Genomic DNA, 25625 nt, shown 5'->3' on the forward strand with positions numbered 1-25625 from the left:
CCTCCCCACCGGCCTCCCCATCGGCAGTCCCGAGGACTGCCTTACCTGCGCCGGCACCCTCTACCTCGGCAGCCCGGCCTGACCGGCCCAACCCCCCTCCACGAACTTTCGCGGTGCAGCACTAGGCAGTCTCTTCCGGATCCTGTCGGGCCCGGGGCGGGGCGCCCGGCCCGGGCCCGGCCGGGCGGCCCGGGCCCCGGCGCGGGGTCAGCCGTACATGCCCAGCAGCTGTTCCGCGGACAGTTCCGCCGGGCCGCCGCTTCCGCCGCCCGGCAGGGGCAGCTCGAACCACACCGTCTTGCCGCGGTGCGTGCGGCGGGTGCCCCAGCCGGCCGACAGCAGGCCGACCAGTTGCAGACCGCGCCCGCCCTCGTCGGTGTCCCGGGCGCGACGGCGGCGCGGCTGGGCGAGGTTGGCGTCCCACACCTCGCAGACCAGGGTGCGGTCCAGCAGCAGCCGCAGCCGGATCTCCCCCTCCCCGTACCGCAGGGCGTTCGTGACGAGTTCGCTCACGAGGAGTTCCGTGGTGTCGAGGAGCCCTTCCAGCCCCCAGGCGGGCAGCTTCGCCCGCGCGAGTTCCCGTGCGCGGCCCACCGAGCGGGCCTCCCTCGGGAGCTGCCAGTCACCGACCGCGTCCACGGGCAGTCCCTGGACCCGGGCCATCAACAGCGCGATGTCGTCCTCCCCGTGCCGGGTGTGCAGCGTGTTGAGCACGTGGTCGCAGACCTCCTCCAGGGGCCGCGACGGGTCCGCGACGGCCTCCCGCAAGCCCCGCAGTCCCTCCTCCAGCGGATGGTCCCGGGACTCGACGAGTCCGTCCGTGTAGAGGGCCAGCATGGCGCCCTCGGGGAGTTCGATCTCCACCTCCTCGAAGGGCTCGCCGCCGACGCCCAGGGGCATCCCCGGGGGGATCTCCAGCAGCAGCCCGGGGCGCGGCGGCGCGCCCTCCTCGGCCGGTTCCACCAGCACCGGCGGCATGTGGCCGGCGTTGGCGATGGTGCAGCGCCGCGTGACCGGGTCGTAGACGGCGTAGACACAGGTGGCCAGGTACACCTCCGAGCGGTCCGCGTCCCGCGAGTGCAGGGCGGCCCGGGAGGCCTGCTGGGATCCGCCGGGCGCCCCGAGTCCGCGCGCGACCTCGTCCAGGGCGCTGAGCACCTCGGCCGGTTCGAGGTCCAGGAGGGCCAGGGTCCGTACGGCGGTGCGCAGTTCGCCCATGGCCACGGCGGCCCGGAGCCCGCGGCCCATGACGTCGCCGACGACCAGCGCGGTGCGGTGGCCGGGCAGTTCGATGACGTCGAACCAGTCGCCGCCGACCTCGGTGGCCGCGTTGCCGGGCAGGTAGCGGCAGGCGATGTCCAGGCCGGCCGCCTCCGGGTCGCCGGGGGGCAGCAGACTGCGTTGCAGTATCAGCGCCCGTTCGTGCTCGCGCCGGTACAGCCGTGCGTTGTCGATGCACACGGCGGCCCGCGCGGTCAGTTCCACGGCCACCGCCCGGTCCCGTTCGCCGAACGGTTCGCTGCCCTTGGTACGGGAGAACTGGGCCAGGCCGACCACCGTGTCGTGCGCGACCAGGGGCACGACCAGCGTGGACTGCACCAGGTCGTCCGAGCCGCCGCCCTCGATGAGGCGCGTGCGCGCCGTCCGCAGGGCCAGCGCCCCGGGCGAGGCCGCCGGATAGCGGTGGATCTCCCCCACGGCGACCGACGCGCCCGACCCCGACCCCAGGGCGTCGGACACGGCCGAGGCGAACGCCACCCGGCGCAGGGGCGCCGACGGCGCCCGCCCGGTGCCCTGCCCGGGCAGGGAGGGCACCCCCGGGCCCTGTGGTCGGGCGGGACGGTCGTCGTCGCCGAGCAGCAGCCCCTGGTAGAGGTCGACGGAAGCCAGGTCGCAGAAGCCGGGGACGGTGACGTCGAGGAGTTCCCGGGCGGTGGTCTCCAGGTCCAGGGAGTTCCCGATGCGGTGTCCGGCCTCGTTGAGCAGGGCCAGGTTGCGCCGTACGCCGGCGGCCTCGCGGGCGGCGAGGTGCCGGCGGGTGACGTCGATGCCGATGCCGGCGACACCGATGGGGCGTCCGGTGCCGCCGTGGACGCGGTAGAGGTTGATGGACCAGTGGCGGTCGTCCCGGCTGCGCGGGGTGGCTCCGGTGATCCGCAGGTCGGTGACGGATTCACCGGTCTCCAGCACGCGGCGCAGGGCGTCGGACATCCGGTCGGCCTCGTGCGCCGGGAGGTAGTCGTGCACGGTGCGGCCGCGGTGTTCCTCGACGGCGCCGCCGAAGACGGTCGCGAAGCGGCGGTTGGTGCGCTGCACGGTGAGGTCGGTACCGAAGAGCAGGAAGCCGAAAGGAGATTGACCGAATATCGCCTGTGAGGCCGCCAGATCGGATTCGATGCGTCGCAGCGCGCGCACGTCGACGACGACGCACAGCGCGGCCCGTTCGGCGGTCTCGGTCCGTGTGGGCATCACGTAGATCTCGGCGACGCCGTGCGCGCCGTCGCCGCCGGGGATCCGGAAGGGGATGAGGCCCGTCCATTCCTCGCCGTCGAGGATCTCCGCGACCTTGCGGTGTCCCCCGGCCCGCAGCTCGGGCGGCATGAAGGCGTCGACCGGGTCGCGGCCCACCGCCTGGGCGGGTGTCAGCCCGAACAGTTCCTCGGCGCGCAGGCTCCACTGATCGATGAGCCCGTCCGGGCCGATCGAGAAGGACGCCACCTTTATGTAGTCATATATCGAGCCAGGCGGGCTGCTGTGCCACAGGGCGTCGTGCCACGTCGCCCCGGACACTCGGGCCTGATGTGCCTGCGCAGGTATCTCGCTCACGCGACCGTCCCCTCCAGCTCACCGCAACCGGACCGGCCATGACCGAAGTATTCAGCACCACGGCCCCGGCCCGCATGGCGTTCACGATCACAAAAAGGTCCCGACTGTTTCGAGCCACCTCCGGTGATCGCCGGCCACCCTTCCCCTTGTTACTCACCAGGAAGTGCCAACTCGAACCACACAGTCTTGCCCGACTTCCCGTGCCGGGTCCCCCAACGCTGCGCCGAGACGGACACCAGGTGCAGTCCGCGACCCCCCTCGTCGTCCGGCGTCGCGACCCGTTCGCGGGGTGGATCCGGAAGCGGATCGGAAACCTCCACGAGAAGTGCCGGACTCGCGGGCGCGTCCTCGACGGCCGAATCACGTCGTTCGAGACGGACCCCGATGGGGCCGGAGGCGTAGCGCAGGGAGTTGGTGACCAGCTCGCTGACCAGCAGGACGGTCACGTCGCCGACGGAGTCCAGACCCCAGGCGCGGAGCTTGCCGCGCACGGCGTGACGGGCGGTGCGCACGCTGCCGGGCTCGGCGGGAAAGGCCCACTCGGCGCATTCACCGTCTGTGTCGATCACGCCGATCACTTCCCGGGCCGCGGCGACCCCAGTCGGGTTCAGCAGGGACGATAGGGGGACGAGATGGGATTAATAGCGACATACCCGATATTCAGGGCGTCGTACCACTCCTTCCCCATGCGCCTGCCCGCCGTGGGGCATACGGCCTACAGCCCAAGCCTCACAGACCGCGGACCGGGTCGCCCGGCGAGCCGTCCGCGCGTGCGCCCGCCGGTCCGGGCGTCGGGTCCGGGGTCGAGCGGAGTCGGCGTCCGATCTCCTCGACCGCCGGGCGGTCCTGGTCGAGCCAGTCCACGGAGTCCAGCTCGTCCGGCCGGAGCCAGCGCAGTTCGTCGTGGTCCTCCAGCGGGGCCGGCTCACCGGACAGCAGTCCGGCGGTCCACACGTGCAGGACCAGGTCGGGCCGCAACGGCCACTCCCCCGGGACGCGCTCCAGGGCCTCGGTCTCCACGCCGAGCTCCTCGCGCAGTTCGCGCACCAGGGCCTCGGGGACGGACTCGCCCGGTTCGGCCTTGCCGCCCGGGAGCTCCCACCGGCCGGCCAGCTCGGGCGGCGCGCTGCGGCGGGCGGCCAGCAGGCGCCTGTCACGACAAAGGGCTCCGCCCACGACCACTCGTACAGTCATGGACGGAGCCTATGCCAGTGCGTCGACGGCCCGACGCTCAGTTCCTCGTGGCGGCCTGGCTGCCCTGAGCCACCCGCTCGACCCAGTAGAGCTGCTTGTGTGCTCGGTCGTCGAGACTGTCGATGACCTTCTGGGCCTCGGCCCGGGTGGGGTACCGACCCACCCGGTAGCGGTTGCCGTTGTCGTCCTGACGTATGACCAGCCATGGAAGCAGGGCACCGCTGTCGTTCATCGCGTTTCACCCTCCGCCGATGTACCTGCCCGGGAAACCGCATTGCGCATATGCCCGAGCTTACGCCCGACCTTTACTGAGCGGATACGGTTTTTCACGAAGAGGTACCTCGCAGGCGTACGCATCCGGCCATGCGTACGAGTGCGCCGCGCGAGCCGGTTCAGACCCGGCGCACGACCGGCAGCGGAAGCACCACCGCACCCCCGGCCGCCCCCTCCTTCGCGCCCTTGCGGCAGGCGTCCCCGCAGGTCGCGTCGAGGGAGCAGCAGAGCGAGCAGATCGGCCCGGATTGGACGGGACAATCGGCGACGTCGGGGAGTTCGTACGCCGTCTCGCAGACCGAGCAGGTGTGCGTGGCGGTGATGTCCGGGACCTCGACACCGGGGCCGTTCACGCCGTTGGGCCTGGCCAGGTAGTACGTGCCCTTGGTCGCCCAGGCGATCAACGGGCAGAGCACGAGGGACAGTCCGGCCGCGATGAAGGTGGAGAAGGCCTCGGGGTAGGTCCCGAAGAGCCCGAAGAACGCAAGGATCGAGACGGTCGAGGCGATCACCATCGCGCCGAAACCCGCCGGGTTGACGGCGTACAGATAGGCGCGCTTGAACTCGATGTAGGGCGGGCTGAGTCCGAGCCGCTTGTTGATGACCAGGTCGGCCGCGACGGCGGCGATCCAGGCGATGCCGACGTTGGAGTAGAAGCCCAGCAGCTTGCCGAGCATGGAGAACATGTTCAGCTCCATCAGCGTCAGCGCGATGCCGAGGTTGAGGAAGATGTACCAGACCCGTCCCGGGTGGCGGTGGGTGACGCGGGAGAAGAAGTTCGACCAGGACAGCGAACCGCTGTAGGCGTTGGTGACGTTGATCTTGATCTGGGAGACGATCACGAACAGCGCGGCGGCCGGCAGGGCGAATCCGCCGAGCCAGGGCCGCAGGGCCTCGATCTGCGGGGCGATCGGCTCCAGGGCGTGGGTCGTGCCGACCGCTTCGAGCGCGGCGAAGGCGAGGAACGCGCCGCCGAGCTGCTTGGCCGCGCCGATGATCACCCAGCCGGGGCCGGCGGCGAGCACGGCGAGGTTCCACCGACGGCTGTTGGCCGGGGTCTTGGCAGGCATGAACCGCAGGTAGTCGGCCTGCTCCCCGATCTGCGCGATGAGCGAGAGCGCGATGCCCGTGCCGAAGCCGAAACCGATCCAGGAGAAGCCGGAGCCGGCGCCCTCGGTGCCGCCGAAGTCGGCGAAGGCGCCCCAGGCCCCGGGGGCGTGGAAGGCGAGCACGAGGAAGGGCAGCACGAGCCCGATCAACCAGACGGGCTGGGTCCAGGCCTGGACCTTGGCGAGGGCGCCCATGCCCTTGAAGACGATCGGGATCACGATGAGCGTGGTGATCAGGTACCCGATCTGGAGCGGCAGGCCGACGGCCTGGTGCATGGCCTGGGCCATGATCGAGCCTTCGAGGGCGAAGAAGATGAAGGTGAAGGACGCGTAGATGAGCGAGGTGAGGGTGGATCCGAAGTACCCGAAGCCGGCGCCGCGCGTCACCAGGTCCATGTCCAGGCCGTACGTGGCGCAGGCGCGGGCGATCGGGATGCCGGTGAGGAAGATGACGGTGGCGGCGGCCAGGATCGCGGCGAGTCCGCTGGTGAATCCGTAGGCGAAGACGATGGAGGCGCCGATGGCGAAGTCGGCGAGGTACGCGATCCCGCCGAGCGCCGTGCCGGCGACGGTGCCGGGGCTCCAGCGGCGGAACGCGTGGGGGGCGTAGCGGAGTGAGTAGTCCTCGCGGCTCTCGTCGGCGGCGAGTTTGGCGTAGCTCCGACGGGGCGGCGACTGCGGGGGCGCGGCGGTCTCGGTCATACCGCCGGACGCTAGGGCCGGGATGTGACCCCCCGTCACGCGGCGGCGTTGCCCGGGGGTTACGCCCCGGGCCCTCAGGTCACCGCCCGGTTAACGGTCCGGTACGAGCTGTCCGCCTTCCGGTGTGGCCTCCGGGCCGCCCGTGCGGCGGCGTCGGGCGTCGCCCCCGGCCCGGACGCCGAACCGGCGGGTCACCGCACCGGCAGGTGATAGGCCAGGCGGTAGCGGTCCGCAGGGACCACGACGTCGGCGGTCTCGACGGCCAGCCCGGAGGCGAAGTAGGTGCGGCTCACCACCAGCACCACGTGCCCGGGCACCCCGCCCAGGGAGAGGATCTCCTCCGCGAGGCCGGGCCGCGCCCCGACCTCCTCCACCACGTTGTCCACGACGACGTCGATCGCGGCCATCCGGTCCACCACCCCGGACCCGCCCAACGGGCCCTCCTCCGGCAGCATCACGGGAGTCCGACCGGTGACGGCCAGCGGCTCCCAGGAGGTCGACAGCATCATCGCCTCCCCCGCGTCGCGGAAGACGTACCGGGTGCGCATGACCCGGTCTCCCGGCTCGATGCCCAGCCGCGCCGCGATGTCGGCCGTGGCCTCCGTCTGCTCGCTGCCGGACTCCCACGTGCCGCGGGCACCCGACTCCGCCTGCTCCTGCCGGAAGGGCGTGGAGGCGCCCCCCGTGCGGTAGCCGGAGCGGGCGACCCGCCGGGGCACAAGCTGTTCGCGGACGTACGTACCGGACCCGGACCGGCCCTCGACGAGCCCCTCCGCCATGAGGACCTTGCGCGCCTCCAGCGCCACGGTGTCGGAGACCCCGTACTCCTCGCGGATCCGGGCTTGCGAGGGGAGCCGGGCGTGCGGGGGCAGGGACCCATCGACGATCTTTTGTCGCAGATCCCCGGCGACGCGCAGATAGGCCGGCTGCTCACCGAAAGTCACTGGCCACTCCCATCAGGTTGACAGACAGCTACACCCTGGCAACCGACGGTTGTGCACCGCAAGCAAGGGCCAGAGTTTCACTCGAAGTGATGAAGCCAGGTCACTCAAACCCGTTACCGCGCGTTACACAGAAGCCCTCAGGTCGACTCCCTCGACGGACCTCGCGAATCCTCGGCCCCCGGGTCCGCCAACCAGTCCGGAATGCGTGTCGAAAGCCCGTACGCCCCGCGCAGTCGCTTCTCCGTGTCGACGTCGAGCGACCACACCGCCCGCTCCCAGGCCTCGTCGAATTCGGCCGGCTTCGTCGCCCTCGCCGCGCGCTGCCACTCCTTGCGCGCCGTCTCGACCTCCCTCAGCTGCGCGCCCGCCGCGGCGCCGATCCCGGGCCGCCCCGCGACCCGTCGCAACAGGGCGGCCTGCACGGCGAGCGCCGTGTCGACCTCCCGGGCCCAGGTGCGGCACTCGGGCAGCGCCTCCTCGGGGCCGCCCTCCGGTTGGCTCGCGAAGGCCTTGTCGACCCCGTTCATCGCCCGCAGGAACTCCGCCTGCTCCGGTGTCAGCATCCCGGCATCCTTGCGCAGGCTGCCCCGGTGTTCCTCGCTCGACGTGCCGATGACGCACAGCAGGCGCCGGTCACCCTCGCGCCACAGCGTGCGCGTGGGGACGAAGTAGTACATCTCCGCATAGGCGGGCACCGCCCACGTGTCCATCGCGTAGGCGTCCTGTGCCTCCCAACACGCGTCCGTCGCGGTGGAGTCCAACCAGTCGTCGCCCGGGAAGGGACCGTCGTCCAGGAGGGTCGAGGAGGTCACCTCGGCGTGGTGCGCCTGCGCGCAGTCGACCGCGTGGACGAAGGGCGACTGCTTCAGGAGGTCGCCGTCCGGAACGTTGAAGCAGTCGCCCGGTGCCATGTCGTTCATGGCGGACGGGGTGCCCTCCACGTCGTCGGGCGCGGTCACCGACGAGGCGAGGTGCCGGGAGAAGGACTCCGCGTACTGCTGCGTGACGTACGCCGCGACCACGGTCATCACCACGGACACGACCAGGCCCACGACGGCCAGCGACCTGCCGCGCTCCCGCCTCCTCGCGATCTGTACCAGCGCCACGACGCCGAACACGATGCCCAGCGGCGGCAGACAGAGCAGGCCGACCAGCAGCGAGGCGAGGGCGAAGCCGTTCAGTGCCGGCGGCCCCTGGGGCGGGGGCGGACCCCACAGGGCCTGCGAGGAGGGCGGGGCCCACGGATTGGCCGGACCGGTGGGAGGGTTCGGCGGGGGCGGGTAGGTCACGAGGTGCGGTGCTCCATCACAAGGGCGCGAACGAATGCGCGAATAGTACGCAGCGGGGGGGACCGCCCTGTGGTCGCCCCCGCGGTTCATCGCTCAGCCGTACGGGCCTCCCCGCACGCCCTGCCCCTCCTCAGGGGCGCCCGGTCAGAACTGCAGCGCCCAGGAGTCGATCTTTCCGGTGTCCGCGCCCGCGAGGTCCGCGACGCGGAGCTTCCAGACGCCGTTGGCGACCTCGGAGGAGGCGTTCACGGTGAAGGTCTGGACGATGTTGTCCGCACTGCCGCCGGTGCGGTTGCGCAGGTTGTAGACGGTGCCGTCGGGGGCGACGAGGTCGACCTTCAGGTCACCGACGTAGGTGTGCTTGATGTCCACCGGCACGCTGAGGGTGGCCGGGGCGTTGCCGGAGATCCCGCTGACGGTGATCGGCGACTCGACGGTGGAGTTGTCGTTGATCGCGTAGTCGGTCAGGTTCTCGAAGCGGGTGCCCGGGTTCGGCGGGGTGGTGGAGTTCCCCACGTTCAGCAGGCGGTTCGGGGAGCCGGTGCCGGCGCCGGTGACCACGTTCGGGGTGGCGGCGGCGACCAACCCGGCCGAGACCTGCGCCGGGGTGCTCGTCGGATTCTGCGACAGGTACAGGGCGGCCGCGCCCGCCACGTGCGGTGAGGCCATCGAGGTGCCGGAGATGGTGTTCGTGGCGGTGTCCCCGGTGCCCCACGAGGAGGTGATCGAGGAGCCCGGCGCGAAGAGGTCGAGGAGGGAGCCGTAGTTGGAGTAGCTCGCCTTCGCGTCGGTGTTGGTGGTGGCGCCGACCGTGATCGCCTCGGCGACGCGCGCCGGGGACTTGGTGCTCGCGTCCGCGGACTCGTTGCCCGCCGCGACGGCGTAGGTGATGCCGGCCGCGATCGAGTTGCGGACGGCGGTGTCGAGGGCGGAGTCGGCCCCGCCGCCGAGCGACATGTTGGCCACGGCCGGCTTGACGGCGTTGCGGGTCACCCAGTCGATGCCGGCGACGACCTGGGCCGTGGTGCCCGAGCCCTGGTCGTTGAGGACGCGGACGCCGACGATCTTGGCCTTCTTGGCGACGCCGTACGCCGTGCCGCCGACGGTGCCGGCGACGTGGGTGCCGTGGCCGTGACCGTCCTGCGCGGTGTTGTCGTTGTCGATGGCGTCGTAGCCGTAGGAGGCCCGGCTGCCGAAGTCGGTGTGCGTGATCCGGACGCCGGTGTCGATGATGTACGCCGTGACGCCCTCACCGGCCTTGTCCGGGTACGTGTAGCTGTTGTCGAGCGGCAGCGCGCGCTGGTCGATGCGGTCCAGGCCCCACGACGGCGGGTTGGGCTGGGTGGCCTCGACGGTGAAGGTGCGGTTCTGCACGACGGACTTGACCGCCGGGTCGGCGGCGAGCTTCCTGGCCTGCGCCTCGGAGACCTCGACGGAGTAGCCGTTGAGGGCGGCGCTGTAGGTCCGGTCGATCCTGGCCCCGTACCGCTTGGCGACGGCCTTCCCGCTGTCCGCGGTGGAGCGGGCGGCCGAGTCGTTCAAGGTCACGATGTAGCTGCCGGGGACGGCGCCCGCGGCGCCGGCGTTCTCGATGACGCCCTGGGGGCCGTCCGCCGCCGAGGCGGGTAACGCGGCGGCGGTGCCGAGCACGAGGGCCACGACGGCTGTGGCGCTGATGCCGGCGATCTTCCGGCGGGTGTGACGCATCACGGACATGTGAGGGGTCCTCCTCATGGGTGGTGCGCTGCGGGGGGTGCGGTGCGTGGGTGCGATGCGGTGTGGTGCGGGGGTGCGGTGTGGTGTGGTGTGGTGCGGGTGCGCTGTGGTGCGGGTGCGCTGTGGTGCGGGGGTGGCGGGGCGCACGGAAACAGGACACGGAAAGACATGGCCATGACAAGCCGTCGGGTCCAACGGGCCGTCGCCTCCGAAAGGTTGACCCACCCTCTCGCCATCCCACAAGAGGACAACGGACGCGTAACATCCGTGCCATACAACGGCCATGAAAGAGCAAAGGCGTTCCGCACATGACGCACGCACTGCCTGGTTACGTCTGCCCCGAGGACGGCACCCGTGCCGACGTCCGCACGGCGCCGTGGTGCTGCCCGGTGTGCGCCGGACCCTGGGACCTCGACTTCACACCCGATCCGGCCGGCCCGCTGGAACCGTCGGCCGGACCCAACTCGCTGTGGCGTTACGGCGCCGCGCTCCCCCTGCCGGGAGCGTTCTCCGTATCGCTCGCGGAGGGCAACACTCCGCTCGTTCCGCTCGTGGAGCGGATTCACGCCAAGCTCGACTTTCTGATGCCCACGCTGTCCTTCAAGGACCGGGGCGCGGTGATGCTCGTGGAACTGGCCCGGCGACTGGGGCCGGAGCGCGTCGTCGCCGACAGCAGCGGCAACGCCGGGACGTCCGTCGCGGCCTACTGCGCCCGGGCCGGCTTGAGTTGTGAAGTTTTCGTGCCGGAGGGCACTTCGGAGAAGAAGACCGCGCAGATGCGGGCGCACGGGGCGACCGTCCGGGTGGTGCCGGGCGGCCGCGAGGCCACCGCCGCGGCCGCCCGGGCGGTGGCGGACGAGCCGGGGGTCTTCTACGCGAGCCACGTCTTCAACCCGTACTTCCTCCAGGGGACGAAGACGTACGCGTACGAGGTCTGGGAGGAGCTGGGCGGCCGACTGCCGGAGGCCCTGGTGGTCCCCGTGGGCAACGGCACCCTGCTGCTCGGGGCCGCACTGGCGACCGAGGAACTGGCCCGGCGCGGGGTGCGGCCGCCCGCCCTCGTCGCGGTGCAGGCGCAGGAGGTGTCCCCGCTGGCGGCCGCCTTCCACGCGGGCGCCGAGGAAGCCGCCCCGGTGCCGCAGCGGCCCACCCTGGCCGAGGGGATCGCCATCCCGGCGCCGCCGCGCGCCCGGCAGATCCTGGCGGCGGTCCGCAAGTCCGGCGGGACCTTCGTGACGGTGTCGGAGGACCGGCTGCGGGCGGCCCAGCGGGACCTGGCGGCGCGGGGCCTGTTCGTCGAGCCGACGGCGGCGGCCTGCTGGGCGGCGGTCGCGCCGGGCGCCCCCTCGGACCCGCTCCAGGGCCGCACGGCAGTCGTCCCCCTGTGCGGCGCGGGCGCCAAGACGGGCCTGGCCACCTGACCGGGGGCGGGGGCGGCGGGGCTGCCTGCTGCCGGTACCGGGACGGCCGGGCATCGTGACCTCCGGGCATCGTGACCGCCCGCCGGGCATCGTGACGGAAATTCGCCGGCCGCCGACCGCCCCGGCTGCTGGACTGGCCCCATGAACGACACCCTCGATCCCGCCCGCCGGGCCGCCCAGGTCGCCCGGGCCGCCGCCTTCGCCGGCCTGCACACCCCCGCTTCCCCGCTCGCCCTGGCCAACGCCTGGGACGTGGCCAGTGCCCGGCTCGTCGAGGCGGCCGGCGGGGCCGCCGTCGCCACCACCAGCGCCGGGGTCGCCTGGTCCCTCGGCGCGCCCGACGGGGACGCCCTGGCCCGGGACCGCGTCCTGGACCTCGTCTCCCGGGTGGCCGCGGCCGTGTCCGTACCCGTCACCGCGGACATCGAGGGCGGCTTCGGCGCCGACCCCGCCGGGGTGGCGGAGACCGTCGCCGGGGTACTGGCCGCCGGCGCGGTCGGGATCAACATCGAGGACGGCGACCGCGCGCCCGCCGATCACGCGGAGCGGCTGGCCGCGGCCCGCGCCGCCGCCGAGACCGCAGGGATCCCGCTCTACGTCAACGCCCGCGTGGACACGTACCTCTTCGGCCTCGGGGGGCCGGGCGGCCGCCTCGACGAGACCCTGAGGCGCGCCGCCGCGTACCTGGAGGCCGGCGCCACGGGAATCTTCGTCCCCGGCGTCACCGATCCGGCCACCGTCGCCGAGCTCGCCAAGGGCATCGGCGCCCCGCTCAACGTCCTGGTCGGCCCCGGCGCCCCCTCGGTCGCGGAACTCGGCGCCCTCGGCGTCGCCCGGGTCAGCCTCGGGTCGTGGGTGGCCACGGCGGCGTACGCCGTCGTCCGCCGGGCCGCGGAGGAGATGCTCCGGGAGGGCACGTACACCTCCCTCGCCGGGTCCCTCCCCTACGGCGAGTTGAACGCCCTGCTCAAGGGCTGAACACCGGGCCGGGGCCCGGGGGCGGGGGCGGGTCAGTCGCGCGCGGGCGCTCTCGTGCCGGGGCGGGTCAGCCGCGCGCGGCGCTCTCGTACAGGGCCTTGGCGCGCTCGTCGTACAGCGCCGCCGTGGAGTCCACGTCCGTGTCCCCGCCGCTCAGGACCCCGATCAACCGGCCCGGCTGCCCCGCCCCGCCCCGGTCGGCGATCCAGGGGCTGCCGCTCGTCCCCGTCCAGAAGCCCGCGCAGGCGATGTACAGCATGTCGGGGTCGTCCTCGTCGTGCCGGGTCTGCGTGGTGCAGGAGACGGGCTGGTTCCGCGGGTTGTGCCCGGACTCCGGATAGCCGACGACGGTGACGTCCCGTTCGTAGCCGGAGGTCCAGTCGGCCTTCGGGGCCTCGCTCCGGCCGACCCGGTCCTGGAGGCTGCGCCCTTCCTCGTCCGGCTCGACGGTGAGGAAGGCGAAGTCGACGGTGTCGTCGCCCCACTTACTCCAGCGGTCGTCCACGTGGACCGAGCGGACCTTCCACACCCCGAGCGGCGGGTGGCCCTCGCCGGAGAAGGCGGGGGCGAAGGCGAGCGCGCCGATGGCGAGCCCGTCGTGCGCGACCTGGCCGGGCACCCCGTCCTCGCCGGCGGGGACCACGCAGTGCGCGGCGGTGGCGACGACGTTTCCCTCGGGGCTGTCGACGACGCTCGCCGTGCACCAGTGCTCCCCGTTGGCCGTGAGCACCCCGACGGTGGGGAAGGGGTGCACCGGCCGCTCCTCGAACGGCTTGAGGAAACCGAGGGCGAACACCGCGGCGCACACCGCGGCGATCCCGGCGGCCGCGGCCGCGGACATGCCCTTCGCCCTCGTGCTCATCTCGCCTCGGGCGCGCCCACGCTGGTCGGGGTCGGCGCGGCCATCACCTTGCTGATCCACGCGAGGGAGCCCTCCTTCATGCCGCGTACGTAAGACTTTCCGTTGTGCTCACCATCCTGGATCACCTGGAGCCGGGTGTGCACGGGCCCCTCCCCGTAGGTCTTCATGAACTTCTCGGCGACGGCGCGGCCGCTCTCCTTGGTGCCGATCTGGAAGTTGACGTAGACGTCCGGGCCCCGCTCCTTGATCAGCTTCGCGGCCAGCTTCTCCGGGTTGTTCGCGTCCATGGCCTGCTTGTTCCCCTTCCACAGCGGGGAATCCGGGACCGTGTCCACTCCGCTGGCGATGACCGCCTTGAAGCGGTCGGGGTACTTCAGGACGTGCTTGAGCGCCCCGAAGCCGCCGGAGGAGGAGCCCATGAAGGCCCAGCCGTCGCGGGAGTCGAAGGTGCGGAAATTGGCCCGCGTGAAATCGGGGATGTCCTCGGCCATCCAGGTGCCCATCTTCGGCTGGCCGGGGATGTCCGAGCCGTCGAAGTGGTGTCTGGTGTCCGCGTTGATCACCGGCATGACGAGGATGAAGGGCAGGCTGGTACCGGCCTTCACCCCGTCGCTCACGGCCTGCTGGAGACCGAGGCCGGGGCCGGTCCCCCAGTAGTTCTTGGGATAGCCGCGCCCGCCGGGGAGCGAGATCAGAACCGGGAAGGCGCTCTTGGCGTACCGCGGGTCGTCGTACTCCTTCGGCGCCCACACCCACACGTCGCCCTTGAAGCCCGACTTCGCGCCGGTGAGGGTGGTCTGGGCGATCTGCGTACCGTCCGGCAACCGAGAACTGCGGACGAACGAGGCCTTGGGGCCGGTGGGCATGCGCACGCCCGGCGTGACGTCCCCGGTGGCCGCGGCCGGCTCGTGGGAGGCACCGAAGGACACCGGGTCCCCTATGTCCGAGAAGGCGCCGAACGCGTAGACCGCCGCGCCGCCCCCCGCGAGGGCCACGGCGAGGGCGCCGCCGATCAGGGCCAGGCGCCTCCCGGGACGGGGGCGTCCGTCGGTCGCGAGCTGCCGTCCCTCGGTCGAATGGTCGGCGTCACGTTGTTGTTCTTGCAGCACGGCTTCTTTTCCCGTTCCTTCTCCTGCGCTCACATCGAGCGCGGGTCGGACCGACAGGTCCCCCTCTTGCACACCTGTCAGAGTTGTGAACGACGTGATGGGTTGCCTGGGAGCGGGGCGACGTGGCGCGCGCCACCCGGACCGGTGTGCGGACCGCTCGGGCGCGGGTGTCGGGGCGGGTGGGTTGTGAGACCGGCGTTCGGGCGGGGCGTCGGGGCGGGGGCATCGGGACACGGGCGGTGGTGGCGGTGGCGGTGGCGGTCGGGACGGATCACCCGGCTTCGGGCTTCGGCCCCTTCAACACCTTGCTGATCCATTCCAGCGAGCCTTCCTTCATGCCGCGCACGTAGTGCCAGCCGTTGTGCTCGCCGTTCTGGATGTCACGGATGGTGATCTTGACGGGGCCCTTGCCGTACTCCCGCTGGAACTGGAGCATCCGATCCTTGCCCGTCTCCTTCGTCCCGACCTGGAAGTTGATGTAGACCTCCGGGCCGTTGGCGTCGATCAGCTTCTTGGCGAGCTTCTCGGGATTGTTCGCGTCCATCTCCGCCTGGTGACCCTTCCAGAGCGGGGAGTCGGGAACGATCTCGCCACCACTGGCGATCACGGCTTTGAACCTGTCCGGGTGCTCGAGGACCTGCTTCATCCCGACGAACGCACCGGAGGAGGAGCCCATGAAGGCCCAGCCGTCGCGGGACTTGTACGTACGGAAATTGGCGCGGGCGAAGTCCGGTATGTCCTCGGCGAGCCACGTGCCCATCTTGGGGCGACCCGGGATGTCAGCGCCGTCGTAGTAGTACGTGTTGTCCGGGTTGAGCACGGGCATGACCAGGATGAACGGCAGGCTGGTGCCGGCCCGGACGCCCTCGCTGACGGCCTTCTGCAGGCCCAGACTGCGGTCGGCCCAGTAGTTCGCCGGGAAGCCGTTGCCCCCGGGGAGCGCGATGAGCACCGGGAAGGCGCTCTTCTCGTACTTCTTCTCGCCGTACTCCTTCGGCGTCCACACCCACACGTCCCCGTCGAAGCCGGACTTGGCGCCGGCGAGGCGGGTCTTGGCGATGATCGTGCCGTCGTCGAGCTTGGCGGTCTGCTTGAAGTCCGACTTCGGCCCGGCGGGCAGCGACACGTCCGGATCGCCGGTCGGCTGCGCTGGGGCCGCCGGGGAACCGCCCGGCTTCGGGTCGTCGGACGCCACCGCCGCCGGGACGTCCCTGTCGAAGCTCACACTCTCCCCGTTGCCGGAGAACCACTCGTTCTTCCACGCGGCGAACCCCCCGGCGCCGAGCAGCACCGCGAGGACCAGGGGCACGCCGACCCCCAGGGCACGCCGGGAACGCCTGGGCCCGCGCGGCTCGGACGACGGCCGATCCCCCTCGGGCAGCGGATACGACCGATCCGGCTCGTACGGCTGCTCATCAGGCCGCGGGCGCTGCGGGTACTGGTGCACGGACTTCGCTCCGAACGGTCATGACTGCCCCGGCGGGACAGAACGGCTGGGCATCCCTTCAGTCCTGATGTACGAACCTCGTCGGGAGTTCCAAACCAGACGAAAACATGACCGGGATCACCGCGTGACGGGCCCCGGAACCACGGAGCGAGCCGCCGAAGAACGGCGAGGGACGATCTCCCCCGTGCACTCCGCGAGTCGGGCGGCTCCACCACGGCTGCCCATGATCGTCGCCGACCTCCCGGATCAGCGTGAGGAGCACCATTGACCTCCGGCATGAGCCGCCGGCCGCTACCGTGAAGCCATGACCGCACTTCCCGACTGGATGCGCCCGCCGCGCGCGGAAGGCTGGTTCGCGGAGGACCTCGACCGCCTCCCCGAGGCGCCCCGCCACACCGAGCTGATCGACGGAGCCCTCGTCTTCATGCTGTCGCCCCAGAGGTGGTGGCATGGCCACCTCGTCACGATGCTCACGGTCGCACTCATGGAGCAGGTGCCCGCCGACACCAGAGTCGGCCGCGAGATGACCATCAAGCTCGACCCGCGCAACCGTCCCGAACCGGACCTGCTGGTGACGACGGCCGACTTCGACGGTGACCGCACCTGGTTCGCACCGGAAGACGTCCGGCTCGTCATCGAGGTCGTCTCCCCCGAGTCCGCCCACCGCGATCGCACGGTAAAGCTCCGCAAGTACGCGGAGGCCGGCATCCCGCACTACTGGTGCATCGAGGACGAGGACGGCGCACCCGGCGTCCACGTCTACGAACTCGACGAACCCACCGGCGCCTACGCCCCCGCCGGCATCTTCCGGGGCACCCTCCAGCGCCCGGTCCCCTTCGAGGTCAACCTGGACCTCGACAAACTCACGCCGCCCCGAAGCAGCTGAAACACCGGCACGGGAACGCAACGGGGCCGGACTCTCCGGAGTCCGCCCCTTTTGCCCTGCCGGAGCGACATCCCAGCACCGCCCGCACTGCACGAGCGATCAGTACTGGTACCGAGCCGCGAGCACCACGATCTCCTTGTCCGTCACCAGGTAGACAAGGCGGTGCTCATCGTCGATCCGTCGCGACCAAGCCCCCGGCAAGTGGTACTTCAGCGGCTCGGGCTTGCCGATGCCCGAGAACGGGTCACGCCTGACGTCCTCGATGAGCTTGTTGATCCGGGCGAGAATCTTGCGGTCGTTCTTGAGCCAGGACGTGTAGTCCTCCCAGCCTTGATCCTCGAAGACAAGCCTCACGCGGCACCCGCACCCGCGTCCGCCGAGTCCGGATCGATCAGCTCGCGCTCCGCCACGTTGGTGTGGGCCAGGGCGTTCTCGTATGCCTTGAGCAGCCGCCGGGCGTTCGCCGGGGAGCGCAGCAGGTACGAGCCCTCGCGCAGCGCCGCATAGTCCTCGGCCGACACAAGCACGGCATTGCCGTGCTTGGAGACGATCTCGATGGCCTCGTGGTTCTCGTTGACCTTTTTGATCAGCGGAAAGAGTCCCTTGCGGGCTTCGCTCGCGGTTATCGACACGACCTGACACCTTCCACTCAGTGGTACCTAATAACGTACCAGTGGTGGAGCCCCTCGTGCGGGTCGACCGAGCCACGAGACATCCCTGCGGCGCTAGCCGCTTCAGCCGAGCCCCCCACCTACAGAAACGCGGTTCCCGGCGCTGTCATCCAGCACCAATCCAGCACAGTGAGTTCATCCAGCACGCGCGGGGCGCCACCAGAGATTCCAGCCGTTGTGTACACATGGGACACTCGGTACGCTTGTGCGCATGACGCAGCCGCTGCCCATAGAGTCCATCCGCGACGTGCGCGCCCACCTGGCGGAGGTCGTGGAGCGCGCCGACCGCGACGACGTACCCACGGTTATCACGCGCCGGGGCAAGGAGGTCGCCGCGGTCGTCTCCATCGAGGTGCTGCGCAAGTACCAGGAGTGGGAAGAGCGCGAGATCAACCGGATCATCGACGAGCGCATGGCCAACCCCGCGCCCGGCATCCCGATCGAGGACATCATGAGGGAGACGCTGGCACGCAGTGAGTGAGCGCAGCGTGAGTGAGTACCGAACCGTCTTCCGCCCCGAGGCGCAGGCCGAGCTTCGGAAGATCCCCCGCGACATGGCGCTGCGCATCCTGGCCAAGCTGACCGAGCTGGAGACCGATCCCATCGGCTTCAACACCACCGCACTCGCGTCCCAGCCCGAACGGCGCCGCCTGCGCGTCGGTGACTACCGCGTCGTCTACACACTCGACAACGGAGAACTGGTGATCTGGGTCGTTCATGTGGGACACCGGTCCACCGTTTACGCAACCTGACTACCGCTGACCCGCCGTCAGAATATCCAGCACCCATCCAGCCCAAGCGACGACGAAGGGGTCGGACTCGACTGAGCCCGACCCCTTCTGACCTGCATGTGTGCCACGTCAGCGACGTGGTGTTATTTCATCCGCTCGGACGTTGAAGCGGAATGCCTGAACCCCGATCCTGACCTGCGACGGAGCCCCACCCAGGGCTCTGACCAGCCATTTCTCCGTTGGCCTGCGTTGGCTCTCGCTGACTGTTTACGAGTGTCCTGCGGACTGGCTGCGGACTGGCCGGGGGCGCCGAGGCAGAGAAATCCATGGCGCATCGGGCGAACCTGCAACGAGACTGCACTGGTGAGCGACCGCTACCCCTGCCCCTGCTGCGGACACCGCGTGCTCGACGCCCTGCCCGGCTCTTACGAGATCTGCCCCGTCTGCTTCTGGGAGGACGACGGGGTCCAGTTCCGCTGGCCGACCATGGACGGCGGAGCGAACAAGGTCTCCCTGATCGAGGCCCAGCGCAACTACCAGGACTTCGGCGCCTGCGACCAGCACGGCCGCCAGTACGTCCGCCCTCCGGCCGAGGACGAGCCGCTCGACCCCGCCTGGCGCCCCATCGACCTGACACGCGACTCCTTCGAGGACTGGGAAGCCGAGGACCGCGCCCCGTGGCCCGACGACCGCTCGGTGCTCTGCTGGTGGCTGCCCATCTTTTGGCGCCGGGACCACTCCGCGTCATGACCTCCCACATCGAGACACTCGTCCAGCAGCTCGACGACTCGACCGGCCCGTCGTACGACGCCCGCGCGGAACTGATTGGCATCGGCTCCGACGCCCGCCATCCCCGCCATCATCGAAGGACTGCCTTCTCTCGGCGGCTTCGGCCAGCTGACCGCCATCGAGGTCTTCGAAGAGGTGGCGGACCCGCGCTGCGGCCCCGCCCTGATCGCCCTCCTGGATAGCGACGACTCCACCGTCCGGGAATGGGCGGCGATGGCCCTGGCGAGCCTGAAGATCGACGGCGCCGTCGAGCCCGTATGCCTCGCCTATCGCGCCTGCCTGGAACGGGCGACGCCACCGGCTGGCCTTCGACCCACTTCACCGAGATCATCAACGACCTGGCCGACCACGCCCAGGTGATCCTCTACTCCCAGTTTTGGCGGGTGGACGCCAGCCGCGCGTACGGCATCTCCGGCACCGGCCTGGACTGGGAACTCGACTGGACCGCACCCTGGGAACACCTGGTCGAGGAGTCTCGCACCTGGTCCCTACTGGAAGCCTCCGAAACTCCCACCGGCAGCAACATCTTCGTCGCCCCCACCTGGATCGACCGTACCGACCTCTACCCGGAAAGGTGACCGATGCCGTCCCAGCACCCCGAGGAAGTCGGCTACGGCCATGTGGTCGAGAGCTACGTGACGAGGATGTACGGCGGCCTCCCGCGCTATCTCGTACTGAATGGCGGACGGTTCCTGGGCCCCCGGTGGTGGCGCACCACCCGCTTCACCCGACACCTACTCAGTGACGCCGCCGCGATCACCGACGAGGAACTGGAAGCCCTCCTCGGGTACGAATGGCGCTCGCGTCTCACCGCCGGCTGGCTGATCGGCGTCGACCGCCGCGAACGGTTCCGGGCACGCATCGGCGACCTGCTCCTGGCCAGCGAGGTCTGCTACTCCGGCGGTGCCTACTGCTTCGCCCTGGCCCGCTTCGGCACGCACGCGGACGCCGAGATCCTCACCGCTTACCTCGACTGCTACCTCCCTCGCACCGACCTCCACTACGACCAGCCCGCCGCCCTAGGCGCCCTCCTCCGCCTCGACGCCCTCCTCGGTACCCGCCATGCCGACCGATTCACGGAGCCCGACGGCCTCTGGGACGAGTGGGTCAAGGGCGTGGGACGCCTCGGCTACCCCAGCCACATCCCCGCCGAACAGCGCCGCTGGATGGACCTCCAATGCGAGTTCGCCAACGGCTGGCTACGCCTGTAGGTCGCGGTGCAATCACTGTCCCCAGGCCCCCCTGTTCCCACCAGGTAAGGGCGTGAACAAGCCAAACGCCCACCGGAAAGCCGGTTCTGCCCGACGATGGAAATGCGGAAGACCGCCGACACTCGGAGACAGGGGGAACCATGCGCATCGATGTGCGGGTGGAGGCCGAGGCAGACGAGCTGCGTTCACTGCACCAGTGGCTGGGGGCAGACAGAGAGATCCGCAGGTCGTCCTCCTTGACGCTCCAGGAGCAGCTCCCCGAGCCAGGGCACATGGGCGGTCTGCTGGACGTCATCCAACTGGTGACTGACAACGGATGGAGCGCTGCCTCCTTCGTGGTGGCACTGGCCGCCTGGAAGCGAACCAGGCCCCAGGACCCGCGGATCGAGATCAGGCGGGGTGACACCGTGATCGTTCTTACCCAGGGCAGCGATGCCGAGATCGAGCGTGTCGTTCGTGCCCTTGAGGCCTCGACCGAGGATGAGGCACCTGGGACATGAGCGTGTTGCCCGACCCCGGCGCGACCCGAGCCGTGCTGATCGGCACCAGCCACTACGACCACCTGGAGTCGCTGCCGGCTGTGTCCAACAACCTGACCGCTCTGGCCGAGGCGCTGACCGGACCCACCTCTTGGGCCCTGCCGCAGGAGCATTGCACGATCCTCTCCAACCCCACGACCGCAGAGATGACCATGGCCGCAGTGCGAGCCGCAGCCGAGCAAGCGCGCGACACCGTGCTGATCTACTTCGCCGGTCATGGGCTGGTCGACCCCGAAGGGGACCTCTATCTGGCCATGCCGCAGTCCAAGCAGCAACGCGTGGAGACCGGACTGCCCTATCGCTGGATACGGCAGGCTCTCCTGAACAGCCGGGCCGATCGATGTGTCGTTGTCCTCGACTGCTGCTATAGCGGTCTGGCCCTCGGGACGATGGGTAGCCCATCAGATCTGGCCGATCAAGCGGCCGTGGAGGGAACATTCCTGCTGGCCGCTGCTGCAGAAACACGCCAAGCACTCGCCCCGCCGGACGAGACCTTCACCGCGTTCACCGGCGAGCTCCTCGACACGCTTCAGACGGGCATCCCCAATGGGCCTGAGCTGATCGACTTTGGAGCGCTGTACCGGCACTTGCGCATCAGGCTGGCGGCTAAGGGGCGCCCTGACCCACAGGCGAGAGACAGGAACACTGGGGCCCGACTCGCTCTCGGCCGCAACCTGGCCTGCCTGCCGACAACCGTGACCACCCCATCTACTGACGGGGAGCCAGCCGCAGGGCGCTCCTGGCCGAGTCCCTCGGGAATCCGCACTGTCAGGGGTTTCTTCAAGTCGTTGGCCGATGTTCGTGTGACAAGCGGTCTCACCCATCAGATGGTTAGCCAACGTTCGGGTGGACGCATCTCGCCCGGTACCGTCAGCCGGCTCTTGAACCGCGAGAGCCTTCCCAAGACCTGGCACACCACAGCGTCGTATCTGTCCGCCTGTGGCGTGCCAGATCAGCAGGTCGCTGAGTGGCATGCCGTCTGGACGCGGTTGCTAACGGATACGACGACCGACGCCGCGCCGCACACCGTCCCGCAACCGCGCCAGCACCAGAAGCCGACCACGTTGCAGCGGTTGACCGGAAGAGTGTCTCGGCGAAACGGTCGCAGTCGAGATCACCGTTCAGGGAGTAGCTGAGGCAGTCGGAGACGCCTGCTGCGGAGCCGGAACAGATACCTCTCTGTCATCACCGAAGACCGTGTTCCAGGCAGCAATAGCCAGCAACACCGCCGCAATCACAAGGCCAGCCGCAGGCTTCTTCACGTGCTTGGCGGCCGGCGGCCGCACCCAGTGTCCTGCCCGGTAGTAGGGCTTGTCGCTCTTCTGCGCCACCGCGCTCTCCCCCCGACAACGCTGCCTTCCGTTCCCTCGAGAGTTTCGCAGCGTCCGTCCTGAGGAGAGGGCAAACGGCTACTTCCGGCTGATTCTGGTCCCTGCAAAATCAAGCGCTCCTCTGCCCGCCGGCGTACGCACTGGGCACGGTCCAAGATCCACGGCAAGTAGGCGGACTCACGTTCACCCATCCACCACGAGGGCATCCGCCGAGACGTACACCGCCTCAGGGACCCGACGAAAGACGATGAGGGGAACCTTCAGCAGGCCGCCCTCAAGGCGCTGGCAAGCCACCCCAACTGCGGCTTCCATCTTCGGATGGTCCGCAAGCCACTCGGGCCTCGGTCAGCCGTACAGTCGTGGCGAACCTGTCGAGTGCAAGGCGGTAGTGGATGCTCTTCCTGAAGGAGTAACGCAAGTAGCGGTGGAAGGACAGACGCACAGGGCCAATCGGATGAGACCCGCCCTATGATCCTGCCGTGTCGGGGAATCCAGCAGAGCACCACTACGCCCACGCCGCTGTGCGGCACTACAACGACGCCGTCTACCTCCACGACGGCAACCGCCTGCCCAATGCCGATCATCATTTCGGCTTCGCGGTGGAGTGTGCCCTCAAAAGCATGGTCCTGCGCTTCACGCCAGCCACCATGAACCCTAGAAGGCCGAACAAGCCTCCGGCCACACGCCCCTGGGTCGCGGATCCGGTCACGGGTAAGGCTGTCCACGCTGTACGGGCTGCTCTTCCATTACATGGGCAACCACAGCAGCAACCGTGCGGAGCGCTTCCGTCGCCTCACCGGCGGCTGGGAGGCCGACGCCGACGGGCGCCGCCACCTCCCTCCCGCGCTCCTAAGCGGTGACGAGCAGTACCAGGCCGAGCAGTTCGCGCTCATCGCCGGCCCTTACATGGGTGCCAACTACCGCAAGGACAACACGTACACCTGGCTGCCGAACCACCTCATGGACGGAGTCGAGCAGGTGAGCCCGCGCAGCTTCCTCAGCGCGCTGGGCAAGGCTGTCTCGGAGGCCCGTGGCAAATACGCCGGCCACGAGTACGCCATCCACCATGAGGGCATCCGCCGGGGTGTCCAGACTGCCTCGGAGACCCGTGTACGGGAAGTCGGTGAGGATATGCCGTGGGTGCGTCTGGCGGTCGACCCACTCGCCGGCCGGCAGGTACCTATCGACCAGGAAGCTGTCCTGGAGCTGTGGCAGGAGGTCAGCTTGACCGACACCCTGCTCAAGGAAGCAGAGCGATACGAGACCCAGGACGAGGACACCCTCGTCCGCACCGGTCCTCGCCACCCCGACGACCCGAGCCGCCTCATCGAAGAGCTGATCACCCTAGGCGTTATGCGCCGCCGCCGCGACAACCGCATCGACCTGCCCGACGTATATCGCATCGCCTTCAATATTGGACGCAAGGGCGGCGTGCCACGCGTCGCGGGCTAAGTGGCGCGGGAAGTGGCACTGAGGCACCTCCGGCATCGGGCGTCAGGGAAGTCGGCCTTCGAACGACCCCACACCGGAAGCGACGGATCAGGTTCCCGCCCTACGGGATCACGAAGTCGAACTCGGCAAGCAATTGGCGCGTGGTAAGAACTTCGAGACCGCGTTCGCGAGATCGATTTGAGCAATGCTCAAGACCTGTGGATCGGCCTCGGGAGGGTGCCTTGCGGAACACGGAGGGCGTACCTTCCCGAGTGATCGACTTCTGGTCATCGAGTAGGCCCGCGTTGGCGCGCGGGTCGGGAAGGCACGCCCCGTGCTGAGCGTAGTCAACGAAGACGGAACCACCGAGACCGGCTCCCTGATGGACGACATCGTCCGCGAGGGCGCGAGGCGGATGCTCGCCGCGGCCCTGGAGGCCGAAGTCGACCAGTACATAGCCGAGTTGGCTGACCAGCGCGATGAAGCCGGCCGTCGGCTGGTGGTCCGCAACGGACACCACGCCGAGCGCACCGTCACCACGGCCGCCGGCGCGATCCCGGTCAAGGCGCCGCGTGTCAACGACAAGCGTGTCGACGCCGCCACGGGTGAGCGCGAGCGGTTCTCGTCGCAGATCCTGGCCCCGTGGTGTCGGAAGTCCCCGAAGATCAGCGAGGTCCTCCCCCTGCTCTACCTGCACGGACTGTCCTCCGGCGACTTCGTACCCGCAATGGAGCAGTTCCTGGGCAGCTCGGCCGGGCTCTCGCCGGCCACCGTGACGCGTCTGACGAAGCAGTGGCAGCACGATCACGCCGCCTTCCAGGCCCGCGACCTGTCGGAATCCGACTACGTCTACGTGTGGGCCGACGGCGTCCACCCCAAGGTCCGCCTCGGGCAGGCCCGCTCCTGCGTCCTGGTCCTCATGGGCGTGCGCGCCGACGGCCGCAAGGAACTCATCGCGCTCGCCGAGGGGATGCGCGAGTCCACCGAGTCCTGGGCCGACCTGCTGCGCGACTGTCGGCGGCGCGGCATGCGCGATCCGGAGCTCGTCGTCGGCGACGGCGCGATGGGCCTGTGGCGGGCGCTCGCGGAGGTGTTTCCGCAGGCCAGGCACCAGAGGTGCTGGGTTCACAAAACGCGCAACGTGGTCAACGCCCTGCCGAAGTCGGCCCAGCCCGGAGCCAAGAAGGCCCTACAAGAGATCTGCAACGCCGAGGACCGTGACCACGCCGAGAAGGCCGTCAAGGAGTTTGAGCGCGCCTATGGCACGAAGTGGCCGAAGGCAGTGAAGAAGGTCACCGACGAGGTCGACGAGCTCCTGGCGTTCTACGACTTCCCCGCCGAACACTGGGTGCACCTGAGAACGACAAATCCGATCGAGTCAACTTTCTCGACCGTGAAGCTTCGGACCAAGGTCACCCGCGGCGCGGGCAGCCCGGCCGCCGCGCTGGCGATGGTGTTCAAGCTCGCCGAGTCCGCCCAGGCCCGCTGGCGCGCGGTCACCGCACCCCACCTCGTTACCCTCGTCCGCGCCGGAGCCCGCTTCGAGCGCGGCGTCCTGGTCGAGCGTGAACAGGTCGTCGCGGCATGAGCGGCCGTGGTGGCCGCCCGCTGCTGTTCCTGGACGTCGACGGGCCGCTTCTGCCGTTCGGGGACGGCCTGCAGTACGAGTCGTCGGGCACCGCATCGGACTCGCACTTGGCGCGACTCGACCCGCAGGTCGGGCCGCGACTCGCGGCTCTGCCGTGTGACCTGGTCTGGGCCACGACCTGGGAAGAGGAGGCGAATGCCGAGATCGCGCCGCGGCTCGGCCTGCCGCAGCTGCCGGTCGTGAACTGGCCGGAGCCCTCCGCGGCCCATGAACGCGAGGACCAGTGGTTCGGGCTCCACTGGAAGACCCGAACCCTGGTGGTGTGGGCGGACGGACGCCCGTTCGCCTGGGTCGACGACGAGATCACCGACGCCGATCGGGAGTGGGTGTCCACCCACCACCCCGCGCCAGCCCTCCTCCATCGCGTCGCGTCGTCCCGCGGTCTCACTGATACGGCAGCTGTAGATAGATCTGCTGATGCTCGTCGGTGCTGGTCAGCGGCTTGATGGGGGTGGCTGCGGGCATGAGGGCGGCCGCCTTGATCATGATGTGGTATGACACAACATCAGAACGAGACG

The 25625-nt window shown here is 69.9% G+C and carries 26 protein-coding genes; 13 read left to right on the plus strand and 13 right to left on the minus strand.

Annotated elements, in window-relative coordinates; all coding sequences use genetic code 11:
- Positions 1–207 precede the first annotated feature (207 nt).
- The 8 genes from OTB19_RS34890 to OTB19_RS34925 form a co-directional block, all read right to left on the minus strand.
- On the minus strand, positions 208–2826 hold the full coding sequence (locus OTB19_RS34890) for a SpoIIE family protein phosphatase (RefSeq protein WP_402300372.1): 2619 nt from the start codon (positions 2824–2826) through the stop codon (positions 208–210).
- 149 nt (positions 2827–2975) lie between these two features.
- On the minus strand, positions 2976–3404 hold the full coding sequence (locus tag OTB19_RS34895; RefSeq protein ID WP_267802748.1) for an ATP-binding protein: 429 nt from the start codon (positions 3402–3404) through the stop codon (positions 2976–2978).
- Between the two features lie 151 nt (positions 3405–3555).
- Positions 3556–4020 carry a (deoxy)nucleoside triphosphate pyrophosphohydrolase gene (locus OTB19_RS34900; protein WP_267802749.1) on the minus strand — a complete coding sequence of 155 codons (465 nt, stop codon included), beginning with the start codon at positions 4018–4020 and terminating at the stop codon, positions 3556–3558.
- Between the two features lie 37 nt (positions 4021–4057).
- Positions 4058–4252, minus strand: coding sequence for an SPOR domain-containing protein (locus OTB19_RS34905; RefSeq protein ID WP_053677072.1), 195 nt, complete (start codon positions 4250–4252; stop codon positions 4058–4060).
- Between the two features lie 160 nt (positions 4253–4412).
- The gene (locus OTB19_RS34910) at positions 4413–6104 is read right to left on the minus strand and encodes a purine-cytosine permease family protein (RefSeq protein WP_267802750.1); all 1692 of its coding nucleotides are present in this window, start codon (positions 6102–6104) and stop codon (positions 4413–4415) included.
- Between the two features lie 191 nt (positions 6105–6295).
- Positions 6296–7048, minus strand: a complete 753-nt coding sequence (locus OTB19_RS34915) for a GntR family transcriptional regulator (protein WP_267802751.1) — start codon at positions 7046–7048, stop codon at positions 6296–6298.
- A gap of 137 nt (positions 7049–7185) precedes the next feature.
- Positions 7186–8337 carry a DUF4190 domain-containing protein gene (locus OTB19_RS34920; RefSeq protein ID WP_267802752.1) on the minus strand — a complete coding sequence of 384 codons (1152 nt, stop codon included), beginning with the start codon at positions 8335–8337 and terminating at the stop codon, positions 7186–7188.
- Between the two features lie 144 nt (positions 8338–8481).
- Complete coding sequence (locus tag OTB19_RS34925; RefSeq protein ID WP_267802753.1) at positions 8482–10053, minus strand: S8 family peptidase; 1572 nt, start codon at positions 10051–10053, stop codon at positions 8482–8484.
- A gap of 308 nt (positions 10054–10361) precedes the next feature.
- Here OTB19_RS34925 and OTB19_RS34930 point away from each other — a divergent pair, with 308 nt between their 5' ends.
- Positions 10362–11474 carry a pyridoxal-phosphate dependent enzyme gene (locus tag OTB19_RS34930; RefSeq protein ID WP_267802754.1) on the plus strand — a complete coding sequence of 371 codons (1113 nt, stop codon included), beginning with the start codon at positions 10362–10364 and terminating at the stop codon, positions 11472–11474.
- 141 nt (positions 11475–11615) lie between these two features.
- On the plus strand, positions 11616–12452 hold the full coding sequence (locus tag OTB19_RS34935; RefSeq protein WP_267802755.1) for an isocitrate lyase/PEP mutase family protein: 837 nt from the start codon (positions 11616–11618) through the stop codon (positions 12450–12452).
- A 67-nt stretch (positions 12453–12519) separates the two neighbouring features.
- On the opposite strand, the gene OTB19_RS34940 is transcribed toward OTB19_RS34935, so the two are convergent.
- The 3 genes from OTB19_RS34940 to OTB19_RS34950 all read right to left on the minus strand — a co-directional run bounded on the left by OTB19_RS34940 (position 12520) and on the right by OTB19_RS34950 (position 15732).
- Positions 12520–13314, minus strand: coding sequence for a trypsin-like serine peptidase (locus tag OTB19_RS34940; protein ID WP_267802756.1), 795 nt, complete (start codon positions 13312–13314; stop codon positions 12520–12522).
- Positions 13311–14420 carry an alpha/beta hydrolase gene (locus tag OTB19_RS34945; RefSeq protein ID WP_420716973.1) on the minus strand — a complete coding sequence of 370 codons (1110 nt, stop codon included), beginning with the start codon at positions 14418–14420 and terminating at the stop codon, positions 13311–13313. The genes OTB19_RS34940 and OTB19_RS34945 overlap by 4 nt, the downstream gene beginning before the upstream one ends.
- A gap of 274 nt (positions 14421–14694) precedes the next feature.
- Positions 14695–15732, minus strand: coding sequence for an alpha/beta hydrolase (locus tag OTB19_RS34950; RefSeq protein ID WP_267802757.1), 1038 nt, complete (start codon positions 15730–15732; stop codon positions 14695–14697).
- Positions 15733–16174: 442 nt separating this feature from the next.
- On the opposite strand from OTB19_RS34950, the gene OTB19_RS34955 reads away from it, so the two are divergent.
- Positions 16175–16756: a Uma2 family endonuclease gene (locus OTB19_RS34955; RefSeq protein WP_267802758.1), complete on the plus strand. Its 582-nt coding sequence runs from the start codon at positions 16175–16177 to the stop codon at positions 16754–16756.
- A gap of 99 nt (positions 16757–16855) precedes the next feature.
- Here the strand turns inward: OTB19_RS34955 and OTB19_RS34960 are convergent, their stop codons facing one another.
- The gene (locus OTB19_RS34960) at positions 16856–17110 is read right to left on the minus strand and encodes a Txe/YoeB family addiction module toxin (protein ID WP_267802759.1); all 255 of its coding nucleotides are present in this window, start codon (positions 17108–17110) and stop codon (positions 16856–16858) included.
- A complete protein-coding gene (locus OTB19_RS34965; protein ID WP_267802760.1) occupies positions 17107–17388 on the minus strand; it encodes a type II toxin-antitoxin system Phd/YefM family antitoxin in 282 nt (93 codons plus the stop codon). Before OTB19_RS34965 ends, OTB19_RS34960 begins: the two co-directional genes overlap by 4 nt.
- A 250-nt stretch (positions 17389–17638) precedes the next feature.
- Here OTB19_RS34965 and OTB19_RS34970 point away from each other — a divergent pair, with 250 nt between their 5' ends.
- From OTB19_RS34970 to OTB19_RS35015, 10 genes are all read left to right on the plus strand, one after another.
- On the plus strand, positions 17639–17908 hold the full coding sequence (locus OTB19_RS34970; RefSeq protein WP_007266282.1) for a type II toxin-antitoxin system Phd/YefM family antitoxin: 270 nt from the start codon (positions 17639–17641) through the stop codon (positions 17906–17908).
- Between the two features lie 7 nt (positions 17909–17915).
- Complete coding sequence (locus OTB19_RS34975; RefSeq protein WP_267802761.1) at positions 17916–18179, plus strand: type II toxin-antitoxin system RelE family toxin; 264 nt, start codon at positions 17916–17918, stop codon at positions 18177–18179.
- A gap of 342 nt (positions 18180–18521) precedes the next feature.
- A complete protein-coding gene (locus OTB19_RS34980) occupies positions 18522–18908 on the plus strand; it encodes a CPCC family cysteine-rich protein (protein WP_267802762.1) in 387 nt (128 codons plus the stop codon).
- Positions 18909–19204: 296 nt separating this feature from the next.
- The gene (locus OTB19_RS34985; protein WP_267802763.1) at positions 19205–19525 is read left to right on the plus strand and encodes a hypothetical protein; all 321 of its coding nucleotides are present in this window, start codon (positions 19205–19207) and stop codon (positions 19523–19525) included.
- 3 nt (positions 19526–19528) lie between these two features.
- Complete coding sequence (locus tag OTB19_RS34990) at positions 19529–20158, plus strand: DUF6000 family protein (RefSeq protein WP_267802764.1); 630 nt, start codon at positions 19529–19531, stop codon at positions 20156–20158.
- A 140-nt stretch (positions 20159–20298) separates the two neighbouring features.
- Positions 20299–20658, plus strand: a complete 360-nt coding sequence (locus tag OTB19_RS34995) for an effector-associated constant component EACC1 (RefSeq protein WP_267802765.1) — start codon at positions 20299–20301, stop codon at positions 20656–20658.
- Complete coding sequence (locus OTB19_RS35000) at positions 20655–21833, plus strand: caspase, EACC1-associated type (RefSeq protein ID WP_267802766.1); 1179 nt, start codon at positions 20655–20657, stop codon at positions 21831–21833. The genes OTB19_RS34995 and OTB19_RS35000 overlap by 4 nt, the downstream gene beginning before the upstream one ends.
- A 945-nt stretch (positions 21834–22778) precedes the next feature.
- Positions 22779–23480 carry a hypothetical protein gene (locus tag OTB19_RS35005; protein WP_267802767.1) on the plus strand — a complete coding sequence of 234 codons (702 nt, stop codon included), beginning with the start codon at positions 22779–22781 and terminating at the stop codon, positions 23478–23480.
- A gap of 313 nt (positions 23481–23793) precedes the next feature.
- On the plus strand, positions 23794–25047 hold the full coding sequence (locus OTB19_RS35010) for an IS256 family transposase (protein WP_267802768.1): 1254 nt from the start codon (positions 23794–23796) through the stop codon (positions 25045–25047).
- Positions 25044–25553, plus strand: a complete 510-nt coding sequence (locus OTB19_RS35015) for an HAD domain-containing protein (RefSeq protein ID WP_267802769.1) — start codon at positions 25044–25046, stop codon at positions 25551–25553. The genes OTB19_RS35010 and OTB19_RS35015 overlap by 4 nt, the downstream gene beginning before the upstream one ends.
- Positions 25554–25625: the final 72 nt, after the last annotated feature.

Source organism: Streptomyces sp. H27-H5, assembly GCF_026627505.1.
Taxonomy (GTDB): Bacteria; Actinomycetota; Actinomycetes; order Streptomycetales; family Streptomycetaceae; genus Streptomyces.

What these genes read in the sequence shown, in the direction of transcription:
- OTB19_RS34900 (WP_267802749.1), bottom strand. Translation starts at nt 4,020, where the DNA reads ATGACTGTACGAGTGGTCGTGGGCGGAGCCCTTTGTCGTGACAGGCGC.
- OTB19_RS34905 (WP_053677072.1), bottom strand. Translation starts at nt 4,252, where the DNA reads ATGAACGACAGCGGTGCCCTGCTTCCATGGCTGGTCATACGTCAGGAC.
- OTB19_RS34910 (WP_267802750.1), bottom strand. Translation starts at nt 6,104, where the DNA reads ATGACCGAGACCGCCGCGCCCCCGCAGTCGCCGCCCCGTCGGAGCTAC.
- OTB19_RS34925 (WP_267802753.1), bottom strand. Translation starts at nt 10,053, where the DNA reads ATGTCCGTGATGCGTCACACCCGCCGGAAGATCGCCGGCATCAGCGCC.
- OTB19_RS34930 (WP_267802754.1), top strand. Translation starts at nt 10,362, where the DNA reads ATGACGCACGCACTGCCTGGTTACGTCTGCCCCGAGGACGGCACCCGT.
- OTB19_RS34935 (WP_267802755.1), top strand. Translation starts at nt 11,616, where the DNA reads ATGAACGACACCCTCGATCCCGCCCGCCGGGCCGCCCAGGTCGCCCGG.
- OTB19_RS34940 (WP_267802756.1), bottom strand. Translation starts at nt 13,314, where the DNA reads ATGAGCACGAGGGCGAAGGGCATGTCCGCGGCCGCGGCCGCCGGGATC.
- OTB19_RS34955 (WP_267802758.1), top strand. Translation starts at nt 16,175, where the DNA reads ATGACCGCACTTCCCGACTGGATGCGCCCGCCGCGCGCGGAAGGCTGG.
- OTB19_RS34970 (WP_007266282.1), top strand. Translation starts at nt 17,639, where the DNA reads ATGACGCAGCCGCTGCCCATAGAGTCCATCCGCGACGTGCGCGCCCAC.
- OTB19_RS34985 (WP_267802763.1), top strand. Translation starts at nt 19,205, where the DNA reads ATGCCTCGCCTATCGCGCCTGCCTGGAACGGGCGACGCCACCGGCTGG.
- OTB19_RS34990 (WP_267802764.1), top strand. Translation starts at nt 19,529, where the DNA reads ATGCCGTCCCAGCACCCCGAGGAAGTCGGCTACGGCCATGTGGTCGAG.
- OTB19_RS34995 (WP_267802765.1), top strand. Translation starts at nt 20,299, where the DNA reads ATGCGCATCGATGTGCGGGTGGAGGCCGAGGCAGACGAGCTGCGTTCA.
- OTB19_RS35000 (WP_267802766.1), top strand. Translation starts at nt 20,655, where the DNA reads ATGAGCGTGTTGCCCGACCCCGGCGCGACCCGAGCCGTGCTGATCGGC.
- OTB19_RS35005 (WP_267802767.1), top strand. Translation starts at nt 22,779, where the DNA reads ATGGGCAACCACAGCAGCAACCGTGCGGAGCGCTTCCGTCGCCTCACC.
- OTB19_RS35015 (WP_267802769.1), top strand. Translation starts at nt 25,044, where the DNA reads ATGAGCGGCCGTGGTGGCCGCCCGCTGCTGTTCCTGGACGTCGACGGG.